This is a genomic window from Streptomyces sp. NPDC059564, from assembly GCF_042735575.1.
GTDB lineage: Bacteria > Actinomycetota > Actinomycetes > Streptomycetales > Streptomycetaceae > Streptomyces.
The window spans coordinates 1-10,603 of the sequence record NZ_JBHWBP010000271.1 but is presented as its reverse complement, the minus strand read 5'-3'; the positions used below and the strand labels follow the sequence as shown (position 1 = coordinate 10,603).

Annotated in this window: 8 protein-coding genes; 3 read left to right on the top strand and 5 right to left on the bottom strand. The window is 75.1% G+C overall.

The window, feature by feature from the left end; all coding sequences use genetic code 11:
- The coding region (gene cbiE, locus ACFV0Q_RS31250; protein ID WP_385009836.1) for a precorrin-6y C5,15-methyltransferase (decarboxylating) subunit CbiE at positions 1 to 593 on the bottom strand (593 nt) is incomplete at its 3' end.
- A 276-nt stretch (positions 594 to 869) separates the two neighbouring features.
- Between cbiE and ACFV0Q_RS31245 the strand changes: the two genes are divergently transcribed.
- Both ACFV0Q_RS31245 and ACFV0Q_RS31240 read left to right on the top strand, forming a co-directional pair.
- On the top strand, positions 870 to 1,817 hold the full coding sequence (locus ACFV0Q_RS31245; protein WP_385009834.1) for an oxidoreductase: 948 nt from the start codon (positions 870 to 872) through the stop codon (positions 1,815 to 1,817).
- A 189-nt stretch (positions 1,818 to 2,006) separates the two neighbouring features.
- Entirely contained in the window at positions 2,007 to 3,398 is a 1,392-nt protein-coding gene (locus ACFV0Q_RS31240) for an FAD-dependent oxidoreductase (RefSeq protein WP_385009832.1), read from the top strand.
- Here ACFV0Q_RS31240 and ACFV0Q_RS31235 read toward each other — a convergent pair.
- Positions 3,395 to 4,333, bottom strand: coding sequence for a trypsin-like serine peptidase (locus ACFV0Q_RS31235; protein WP_385009830.1), 939 nt, complete (start codon positions 4,331 to 4,333; stop codon positions 3,395 to 3,397). The genes ACFV0Q_RS31240 and ACFV0Q_RS31235 overlap by 4 nt on opposite strands.
- Before the next feature lie 196 nt (positions 4,334 to 4,529).
- On the opposite strand from ACFV0Q_RS31235, the gene ACFV0Q_RS31230 reads away from it, so the two are divergent.
- Positions 4,530 to 5,576, top strand: a complete 1,047-nt coding sequence (locus ACFV0Q_RS31230) for a phosphatidylinositol-specific phospholipase C domain-containing protein (RefSeq protein ID WP_385009828.1) — start codon at positions 4,530 to 4,532, stop codon at positions 5,574 to 5,576.
- A gap of 12 nt (positions 5,577 to 5,588) precedes the next feature.
- Here ACFV0Q_RS31230 and ACFV0Q_RS31225 read toward each other — a convergent pair whose 3' ends face one another.
- The 3 genes from ACFV0Q_RS31225 to ACFV0Q_RS31215 form a co-directional block, all read right to left on the bottom strand.
- The gene (locus tag ACFV0Q_RS31225) at positions 5,589 to 7,187 is read right to left on the bottom strand and encodes an alpha/beta hydrolase (RefSeq protein WP_385009827.1); all 1,599 of its coding nucleotides are present in this window, start codon (positions 7,185 to 7,187) and stop codon (positions 5,589 to 5,591) included.
- Between the two features lie 133 nt (positions 7,188 to 7,320).
- Positions 7,321 to 9,618, bottom strand: coding sequence for an immune inhibitor A domain-containing protein (locus ACFV0Q_RS31220; protein ID WP_385009825.1), 2,298 nt, complete (start codon positions 9,616 to 9,618; stop codon positions 7,321 to 7,323).
- A gap of 73 nt (positions 9,619 to 9,691) precedes the next feature.
- A partial coding sequence (locus tag ACFV0Q_RS31215) for a 4'-phosphopantetheinyl transferase family protein (RefSeq protein ID WP_385009823.1) occupies positions 9,692 to 10,603 on the bottom strand: 912 nt, incomplete at its 5' end.

Genomic DNA, 10,603 nt, shown 5'->3' with positions numbered 1-10,603 from the left:
GGGGCGGCCGTGCCCTCGTACGCGTCCTCGTGCTCGGAGCCCAGCTGTTCGAGCACCCGCATCCGGCTCGGGCCGAAGCCGCGCTCGCGCAGCAGGGCGGCGATCTCGGCCGGGCTGCCCGCGCCGGCGCTCAGCACCAGCACCCGCCGGCCCTCGTGCAGGGCGGCCGCGAGGCGGGCCACCGGGCGGCCGACCACCGTCACCACCTCGGTGTCCTCCACCGGCCAGCCCAGGCGGGCGCAGGCGTAGGAGACGGAGGAGGGGTGCGGGTGGACCAGCAGGGCGTCCGCGCCCAGCTCCTCGCAGAGCGCGCGGCCGATCCCGTAGAACATCGGGTCGCCGCTGGCCAGCACCGCGATCCGGCGCCCCGCGTGCTCGGCCATCAGCTTCGGCACGGCCGGGCGCAGCGGGCTCGGCCAGGCCACCCGCAGCCCGGCGCACGGCCCGGCCGGCAGCAGGTCCAGCTGCCGGGGCCCGCCGATCAGCACCTCGGCGGAGGCCAGCGCGGAGCGCGCGCCGGAGCTGAGCCCGGCCCAGCCGTCGGCGCCGAGGCCGACCACCGTCACGGGGGTGGGGGGTGCTGCGGAGCTCACGGCGGAGTACCTCGGGGACGGGAGAAGGGAACGCGCGGGGACGGCTCCGCAGCTTACCGCCGCCCCCACCGGCCCCCCGGAGCCAGGGCCCCGCAGGGCGGACCCGGGATGGTGGCGCCACCGCCCTGCCGGGCGGCCCCCGGCCGGTGGTGCCCCCGACGCCGGGGCGGCCGACGCCGGGCGCGTGCCGGTCCCCGGGCCCCGTGGGGTGACGCCGAGGGGGCTGAGTAGGGTGGCGGCGAGTGCCGGAGCCCGTACATCCGCGAGGGAGTCGCCGTGACCGCCTGGAGCGCTACGCACATCCCGGACCAGAGCGGCCGGACCGCCGTCGTGACCGGGGCCAACAGCGGCATCGGGTACGTCACCGCCCGCGAGCTCGCCCGCCGGGGTGCCGCCGTGACCCTGGCCTGCCGCAGCGCCGCGCGCGGCCGGGCCGCCGTGGTCCGGCTGCGCGGTGAAGTGCCCGGCGCGGAGGTGGAGTTCGCGGCGCTGGACCTGGCCGACCTGGCCTCCGTACGGGAGTTCGCGCGGGCCTTCGGGGAGGGCCACGCCCGCCTGGACCTCCTCGTGAACAACGCCGGGGTGATGGCGCTGCCCTACGGGCGGACCGCCGACGGGTTCGAGACGCAGTTCGGCGTCAACCACCTCGGGCACTTCGCCCTGACCGGCCTGCTGCTGCCGAGGCTGCGGGCCGCCGGCCCCGGCGCCCGGATCGTCAACGTCTCCAGCGGGTTCCACGTCCTGGGCGACGTACGCCCCGAAGACCTCGACCCCGATCCCGCCCGGAGCGCGGACGGCTACCGCCGCTGGACCGCGTACGGCCGCTCCAAGAGCGCCAACCTGCTCTTCACCCACGAACTCGGCCGCCGCTTCACCGCCGCCGGATCCACGATCACCGCCGCCGCCGCGCACCCCGGCTACGCCAGCACCAACCTGCACGCCGGGGCCTCCGTCCAGGAGGGCCGCACGCTCGGCTCCCGCGTCATGGCCCTCGGCAACAGCCTGATCGCGCAACCCGCCGCCTCGGGCGCCCTGCCCACCCTCTACGCGGCCACCGCGCCCGGAGTCGGGCAGGACGCGTTCTTCGGCCCCCGGCTCGGCTGGCGCGGCGCCCCCGCACCCTCCTGGCGGGCGAAGCGGACCCTGGACGACGAGGCGGGCGAACGGCTCTGGGCCGCCTCCGAGAAGCTCACGGGGGTCTCGTACGCGTCGCTGCCGCGCTGAGGATCCTCAGGCGGAGGCGGGGTTCCGCAGGGAACGCGCGCTTCCCGGCGGCCCGCAGGCGCCGTCACGTCGGTCGCACCCCGTCGTGGCGGGGTCCCGTGCGCGTGCCCCCGTCCGCCCCCGGCGTGCATCCGTCCGCCCCGGGCGGGGTCTCATCCCCGGGGTTGCGGCCGCCGGACACTCGTCACCATGGACGACACTCCGGACAACCACCCAGAAGGCCGCGACCATGCCGTGGTCCTCGGCGCGGGGCTCGCGGGACTGCTGACGGCACGGGTGCTCGCGGAGCGGTTCGCGCGGGTCACCGTCGTCGAACGGGACGAACTGCCCGAGGACGGGCCCCGGTTCAGGCCCGGAGTTCCGCAGTCCCGGCACGTGCACGTGCTGTGGGCGCGGGGCGTGGACGTGATGGAGCGGCTGCTGCCCGGCATCACCAAGGAGCTGACGGCGGCCGGCGCCGTGGTGGCCGAGTCCCCGCGCGACTTCCTGTGGCTGAGCCCGGCCGACTGGTTCGGTCCCGTACCCGGCGCCCGGGTGCTGCTCGCCAGCCGGGAGCTCATCGACTGGACGGTGCGCCGGGCCGTGCTGCGCGACGGACGGATACGGGTGCTCGGTGGCCGCCTGGCCACCGGGCTCCTCGCCGGGGCCGACGGCCGCTCCGTCGCCGGGGTGACCCTGCGCGGGGACGGCCCCCTGCCGGCCCGGCTCGTCGTCGACGCCACCGGGCGCACCTCCAAGACCCCGGCCTGGCTGGCCGCCCTCGGCTACCCCGCCCCGCCCGTCACCCGCTACGACTCCCACCTCGGCTACTCCAGCCGCACCTACCGCACCCCGCCCGACCCGGCGCGCGCCTGGCGCGGCATGTACGTCCAGGGCCGCCCGGACAGCCCGCGCGGGGGCGTGCTGGTGCCGATCGACGGGGACCGCTGGCTGGTCACCCTCATCGGCAACGGGGAACACGCCCCGCCCACCAAGGACCCCGACTTCCTGGAGTTCGCCCGCCGCCTGCGCAGTCCCGCCCTCTACGACGCCATCCACGAGGCCGAACCGCTGTCCGCGCCCACCGGCTTCCGGGGCACCGCCAACGAATGGCGCCACTACGAGCGCGTGGACCGCCGGCCCGACGGCCTCCTCGTCGCGGGGGACGCGCTCTGCCGGTTCAACCCCGTGTACGGACACGGGATGACCGTCGCCGCGCTCGGGGCGCAGGCCCTGGACGAGGCCCTCGCCGGGCTGGCCGCCGACCGGATACCGGCCGCGTGCCGGTCCGTCCAGCGGCGTACCGCGCTGGCGGCCTCCGTCGCCTGGCAGATCGCCACCAGCGAGGACCTGCGCTACCCGGGCACCGAGGGGCCCCCGCCCGACCGGGCGACCAGGATCCTCCAGCACTACATGTCCCGGGTGATGGTCGGGGCCAACACCGACGCCGCGATCTCCGCGTCCTTCTTCGGGGTGCTCTCCCTGACCACCCCGCCCACGGCCCTGCTCGGCCCGGGCACCGTGCTCCGGGTCCTGTCCAAGTGGCGCCTGCCCGGCTCCCCGCAGTCCCCGGCCTACCCGCCCCACCACCGTTCGCCTTAGGAGGCGGTGTCCTTGACGGCCCGCTCGTACAGGGCGCGGGTGTCGTCGCCGAAGTAACTGCTGTACGAGGTCTCCTCGTCGCCGCCTCCGTCGCGGCCGCCGATCACCCCGACCAGGGTGTGCCCGCCGGTCAGGACGGGCCCGCCGCTGGTGCCGTTCGGCACGTCCGCGCAGTCCAGCCGCAGCTGCGTCGGCCCGTCGGCGACGGCGGTGTTGGAGCAGGCCAGCGGCTGCTCGGCGTCGTTCGGGTAGCCCACCAGGCGGGCGGGCGCGGGCAGCGGCAGGCCGAAGCGGATGGTCTGCGCGCCCGTGACGTCCTCCAGCCGCTGCCCGGGATGCCCGGGCCGCCGCACCCGCAGGAACGCCACGTCGTGGTCGGGGTCCGCGTCCTGCGCCCAGCGGGGGTCGATGTACACGCGGGTCGGCACCCACACGCCGTACGGGGCCCTGCCGTCCTCGTACCCCGGGACGAAGGCGAGGTTGGTGCGGAAGCCGCCCGCGTACACGCAGTGCGCGGCGGTGACGACGAGGTCCCCGCCGGGGGAGTGGACGACGCTGGCGGAGCAGTGGTGGTCGGAGTCCCAGTCCGTGCCGGGGGAGAACAGCGCCCCGATCGCCGGTTCGGCGGGCGCGGTCCGCGCCTCCAGCGGGTCGGAGGGCCGCCAGGGGGTGGTGGCGGGGGCGGTCTCCGCGAGGATCCGGGCCTCCTCGCGGGCCCCGGCCGGCTCGGTGAGCCCCTCCAGCGCGGTCGCGGCGGCCTCGTCGGCGATCCCCGCGTCCTGTACGTACCGGCCGCGGGCCGGGTCGCCCTCGGCGACGGGCCCCATCAGCGAGCGCAGCTCCCCGCGGTACGCCACGCCCGCGGCCACCAGGGTGCAGCAGACCCCGGCCAGCACGCAGACCCGTACCGTCCTGCCGCCCACCTTGCCGAACATGCGACGCTCCCGCCTTTGAGGATCATCCGTTGCTCCGTCCGACGGGTACAAAGGCGACAGGAGTTCCCGAATCGGAACGTGTCGGTCCTCACAGCGCGCCGGCCGCCATCTGCCGTCCTTCCGCCCGTCATCCAACTCCCCTACGCTCCAGCCGACTTGAGCCGGACAGTCGGACGGGCGGACGGGAGTCGAAAACATGAGCATACGGAAGCGGACGGCGGGCGCGGCGGTGGCCTGCCTCGCGGCCCTGGGCCTCGCCCTGGGCGCCGCGGCCCCGGCGGGCGCGGCGGGCACGGGGGACCTGCCGTACGCGGGCTCGACGGGCGTCGGGGTGCACAACGCGTACGAGAAGGCCAAGTACCCCTACTTCGCGGACGCCCTGGACTCCGGCGCGGCCATGCTCGAGCTGGACGTGTGGACCAACTTCTTCGGCAGCTCGTGGCGGGTCTCCCACGACAACCCCTTCGGCAACAACAGCAACTGCGAGAACGCCACCAGCCCGGCCCAGCTGCGCACCAAGTCCCGCGACCAGAACCTCGCGGGCTGCCTCTCCGACATCCGCAGCTGGCACGACGCCCACCCCGGCCACCGCCCGGTCGTCCTCAAGCTGGAACTGAAGGACGGCTTCGCCGCCAATCTGGGCCGCGGCCCCGCCGACCTCGACGCGCTGCTCTCCGGGAAGCTCGGCGACGCCCTGTACCGTCCGGCGCAGCTCGCCGCCGGCCACCCCGACCTGGACACCGCCGCCCGCGCCGGAGCCTGGCCGGCCCGCTCCGCGATGGCCGGGAAGTTCCTCGTCGAGCTGATCCCCGGCACCGTCGAGGAGGGCAACAGCGCCGACAAGCTCTGGACGGACCGCGAGTACGCCGAGTACCTGCGCGGGCTCGCCGCGTCGGGCCGCCTCGGCCAGGCCGCCGCCTTCCCGGCCGTCCACCGCGCCGAGGCGGGCGACCCCCGCAACCGGTACGCGGACCCCACGCTCCGCCCCTGGTTCGTGGTCTTCGACGGCGACGCGAGCGCGTACGCCTCCGGCTCCATCGACACGGCCTGGTACGACCGCAACCACTACTTCCTGATCGCCACCGACGCCCACAACGTCGCCCCGGCCATCGACGCGGTCCACCCCACCGAAGCCGAGGCCCGCGCCCGCGTGGCCCTGATGGCCACCCACCACGCCTCGATCACCTCCGCGGACTGGTACCCGCTCCCGCAGGTCCTCTCCACGGTCCTCCCGCGCGGCTGACGCGGCTGAGCGCTAGCCGGGTTGTTTGACGCAGGTCCGGTCCTTCGCCGGCAGTTTGCCGGTGGCCAGGTAGGTGTTGACCTCGTCGTCCACGCAGGTGTTGCCGTACAGGCCGAAGAGGGCGTGCCGGTTGGCGCCCTTCAGGGTGAGCAGCCTGGAGCTCGGCAGCAGGCGGTGCAGCTCGACGCTGCTCCTGTACGTGGTGCGCGGGTCGCCGGTGGCGGCCACGATCAGGGCCGGGGCGTCGTGCCGTACCCGGGTGGGCTCTTCGCGCGGCCGGTCCCAGAAGGCGCACGGGCCGATGTTGTTGGTCAGCGGGCCGAACAGGGGGTGCGCGGCCCGGCTGTGTTCGATGTCCCGCCAGTAGAGCTCGGGATCGCGCGGGGCGGCCCCGTCCCCGCAGATGATCGCGTTCTGCACGCCCGAGGGCCCGTCCCCGCCGCGGAGCAGGTAGCGAAGCCCGGCGGCGAATTCCGGCGACAGCGCGGTCGGCGCCGCTCCCTCCGCGGCCCTGTTCAGTACGGAGAGCTGGTCGCCGAGGGAGGCCCGGGCCGGATCGGTGTCGTCCGCGACGCCCGTGAAGAGGAGTACCGGTGCCTGGGTGTCGTCGATCCGGAAGGTGTCGGCGCCGACGCCGATGGTGAGGGGGGTGCGCGCGGACGCCGCTACGACGCGGTCGACGGTGGCGAGCACCTCGGCGCGGGTGCGGCCGAGGCGGTAGGTGTCGTGGCGCTCCGCCGCCCAGGCGGCCCAGTCGGAGAGGGCCTTCTCGTTCTCGCGCTCGGAGCCCTTCAGCAGGCGGGGGCGGTAGTCGCCGGGGGCGACGGCTCCGTCGAGCACGACGCGGTCGTAGCGGCCGGGGAACATCTGGGTGTAGACCGTGCCCAGATACGTGCCGTACGAGTAGCCCAGGTAGGAGATCTTCCGCTCGCCGAGCGCGCCGCGGATGACGTCCATGTCGCGGGCCGTGTTGCGGGTGCTGATGTGCGGGAGCACCGAGGCGTCCGCGGCGCGGCACTTGTCGGCCAGGTCCTTCTGCAGGGCGACCTGGCGGTCGAAGCCCGCCCGGCCGGCGCCGGCCGAGAACCAGGCGAACCCGACGGGCCAGCCGCAGTCCAGTGGGGTGCTGCGGCCGACGAAGCGCGGGTCGAAGCCGACGATGTCGTAGCGCGCGCCGACTTCCTTCATCGCCTTGCGGACGTCCGGAGGCGACTGGACCGAGGGTCCGCCCGGGCCGCCGTTGTTCAGCAGGATCGAGCCGATGCGGTGGCGGGTGTCCGTGGCCTTGAGCCGCGATACCGCCACGGTGATCGTGCGGCCCCCGGGGTCGGCGTAGTCCAGCGGCACGCTCACGTCCGCGCACCGGACACCGGCCTGGTCCAGATCGCGGCCCGTCGTGTCGTCCGGGCCCTTGACACAGCTGCCCCAGGAGAGCTGTTGCCGGTGGTAGCGGTCGAGCGGTGCGTCGGTGGGCGCGGCGGGCGACGCGGCCACGGCGGGGGACGCGGTGAGGCAGGCGGCGAGGGCGAGGCTCACGGCGCAGGCGCGGCGCGCGACGGAGTGAGCGATGGAGTGAGCGACGGGGTGAGCGACTGGTTCGTGTGATCGCATGCCCCGAGGCTAGGAACCCGCCCCCGCACGGCACATCGCCTGCGTGCCCGAGGACCCCGGTCCCGGCCGCCCCTCCCGCCCGGGACCCGCGACCCGGTCGGGCCTCCTCCTCCGGGAGGAGGCCCGGGCGGGGTCAGGGGGTGGAGGGGCTCAGCTGGACGGTGGCCTGGGTGGCGGATTCCTTGAGGATCTGGATGCGGGTGCCCGTGTCGGGGACCTTGACGCCCAGCTGGGGGAGTTCCGCGTTCCAGTACGAGCCGCGGTGGTCGTCGAACACCGCGACGCCCGGGCGGGAGGGGATCACCAGCGGGGCGCCCGCCTTGTGGAGGGTCACCCGGTCCGTCGGGCGCGTCGAGAACGGGGCGTCGAAGGTCTGGGCGCGGGCGCCCAGGAGCGTGCCGTCCGCGAACTTCAGGGGCTCCGGGCGGGCGTCGACCGGGAGGAGGAGGCCCCCGCCCGGGTGGGCCTTCGTGGTGTTGTCGCTGTACGCGGTGTCCCAGAGCCAGACCAGCACGCCCTGCTGGTACGGGTAGAACTCCACCTTGTCCCCGGTGAAGCCGAAGTTGTACGGGCCGGTCTTCAGGAGCGCGCCGTAGCCGGTGTAACGGCGGTTCTCCACGAAGTACGCGCGCGGGTGCTGCTCGCTGCCCGTCCGGCCTTCCGTACGGGACCACTTGAGCGCGGTCCAGCCGTTCGCGCCCTGCTCCGCACCGTCGCGCAGCAGCTCACGGCCGCCGTCCGCGGTGATCCGGATGTCGTCGAAGGCCACGCCCCGGCCGTGGGTGTTGCCGTCCGAGGTGGCACGGAGGCGCAGGTGGACCGTACCTCCCGACAACTGACCGAGCGGGACCGCGAGTTCGGCCCAGCCCGACGAGGTGCCCGAGAGGCCCTTCGGCGGGATCGGGGCGCCGTTCACCGTGCCCGGAAGCGGAGCGAAGGTCCGGCCGCCGTCCACCGAGGACTCCACCGTCAGGAAGTCGAAGTCCTGTTCCGTGTCGTACCAGACCCGGGCCGAGAGGGTGGCCCCGCCCGGCGGGAGGTCGACCGTGCGGGTCAGGGTGTTGTCCATGAAGTCGCCCGTGCCGCTCCACCATTGGCTCGCACCCTCGTACGGGTCGGCCAGCTCGGTGCGGGTCACCGACGGCGGCAGGTGGACCAGGAGGGCCTGCGGGTCGGGGGTGTTGTAGCCGGAGACGCCGAGGACGGCCCGGGTGCGGCGGCCCGCGTCGGCCTCCGTGTACTCGAGCCAGCCCAGCTGCAGCTTGCTCCACGGGTCGAGGTCGCCCGGGATCTCCCCGGTGGTGTTCGGGCCCTTGCCGAGGTAGGACGCCGAGGACATCAGCGACCAGAAGTTGACGGAGTTGTCCCCGTCCGAGCTGTACAGGTCCGGCAGCCCGAGGTCGTGGCCGAACTCGTGCGAGAACAGGCCGGCGCCGCTGTTCTCGCCGCCCGTGAGGTAGTCCCCGGCCCAGATCCCGCTGTCACCGACCGGCGTGCCGCCCGCCTTGTTCCCCTCGGGACCCGCGCTGCCGGCCTGGTTCCAGTACGCGAACCAGCGGTGCGCCCAGACGGCGTCCTTGCCCTGGGCGCCGCCGCCCCAGGTCTGGTCCTTGCCCGCGTGCACCACGACCAGGTGGTCGAGGTAGCCGTCGGGCTCGTCGAAGTTCCCGTCGTGGTCGGCGTCGTAGCGGTCCCACACGTCGTACTCGGCGAGCTGCGCCTTGATCTGCTCGGGCGTACGGCCCTTCGCGCGCTCGGCGGCGTACCAGGCCTCGGTGGCGTCGCGGATCATGTCCCAGTTGGTGCGGCACTGGCCGGGCTCGGTGCAGTTGTCGGTGCCGTAACGGGCCTCGTTGTAGGGGAGCTTGACCCAGTCGGTGACCGTGCCGTCCATGTCGTAGCGGCCGGAGGACTGGACCCGGTAGTAGGCCCGCATGCTCGCCGAGCCGGGGTCGGTCGAGAAGAACTGCCGCTGGTAGGAGGCCCGGTCGAAGTCCCCCCGCCACAGGGTGTGGTTGTCGTCCTTGGCGGGCTTGCCGATGGTGTTGTGCAGGGGGCCGGGGGTGCCGCCGAAGCGGGGGTCCGTCTGGTCGCCGAACTCGGCGAGGATGACGAAGACCTTGTCCTTGCGCTCCTGGGCGAGTTCTACGTACTGCCGGCCGACCTTGGCGGTACGGGGCAGCGTGCCGTCGGCCTCGGCCCGCAGGCCGGCCGCGGCGCCGCCCGCCGCGACCTCCTCCAGGGCCTGGCGGCGCAGCGCCTGGCGCTGGAGTTCGAGCGGGGCGGGCGGCGGCGCGGCGGCGTGCTCGGCCCCGGGGCCGCCCGCGGCCGTCGGCGGGGCGGGGGGCGGTGCGGCGGCCGCCGCGGGGGAGGAGAGGAGGGCGAGGGCGGCGAGGGATATCGCCGCTCCCGTCGCGACAAGTCTGCGCAACGGAGGTGACCTTTCGGGGAGTTCGGTCCGTGGCTCGGAGCGCAGGTAATATTTCACATGTCACAGGTGACCGCTAGGTGTAGGGCGGATGCCGGAGGGCCAGCGCCGCGCAGTGCCCCTCCGGGACCCGTACGTCCGACAACGACCACCCCGGCATCCGTGCCGGGACCGGGCCCGAGCCGACGTAGTCCGCCGCCGGATCCTCCGAGAGCCCCACCCCCAGCCCCTTCAGGTACGCCTCCTTGCGGGTCCACACCCGGGTGAAGGCCAGCGGCCGCTCCCCGGCGGGCAGCAGGGCGATCTCGGCGGCCTCCCGCGGGTGCAGGACATCGGCCGTCTCCGCGATCACGTCGGGCCGCACCAGCTCCTCCACGTCCACGCCCACGGGGGCGTCCGCGAAGGCCAGCAGGCTGATGCCGGTGCAGTGCGAGAGCGAGAAGTGCAGGGCCCCGCCCGGGAGTACGGGCCGCCCGTGCGGCTCGTCGCAGTGCGCGCAGGGGGCCCGCTCCACGGTCACCTCGCGCGGGGCCAGCCCCAGGTACGCGCCGAGCAGCCGGCGCAGCGCGACGTGCGCGCAGACGTAGCTGTCCCGGTCGGCGGCGAGGGCGAACTCGGCGGCCCGGGCCAGCTCCTGGGAGTCCAGGGTGCCGGGTGCGTGGCGGACCGCGTGCTCCCGGTAGGCCGTCGTGTCCACCAGCCACAGCTGCGGAGTCGCCGCCACCAGCACGGCGTGCGCGGGGCCGGGGCCGGAGAGGGGGCGGGGGAGGAGGAGCCGGTCGGGGCCGGGGTCGGCGGTCCGGCCGGCGTCCGGCGCCCGGTCGGTCGTCGTGCGGCCGGTCGCCGCCGGGGCGGTCGCCGTCGCGCCGGGGGCCGCCGGGCCGGGGGCCGGCCCCCTGTGAGCCGTCGTCGCGGGAGCCGTCGCCCCCGTCGGCGCGTTCACACCGCGGCCGCGACGGGCAGCTCCGTCACGGCCGGCTCCTCGGTG

Bases quoted from the DNA above. Each gene is read 5' to 3' on its own strand.
- ACFV0Q_RS31225 (WP_385009827.1), bottom strand. From the start codon at position 7,187: ATGCGATCACACGAACCAGTCGCTCACCCCGTCGCTCACTCCATCGCT.
- ACFV0Q_RS31235 (WP_385009830.1), bottom strand. From the start codon at position 4,333: ATGTTCGGCAAGGTGGGCGGCAGGACGGTACGGGTCTGCGTGCTGGCC.
- ACFV0Q_RS31240 (WP_385009832.1), top strand. From the start codon at position 2,007: ATGGACGACACTCCGGACAACCACCCAGAAGGCCGCGACCATGCCGTG.
- ACFV0Q_RS31230 (WP_385009828.1), top strand. From the start codon at position 4,530: ATGAGCATACGGAAGCGGACGGCGGGCGCGGCGGTGGCCTGCCTCGCG.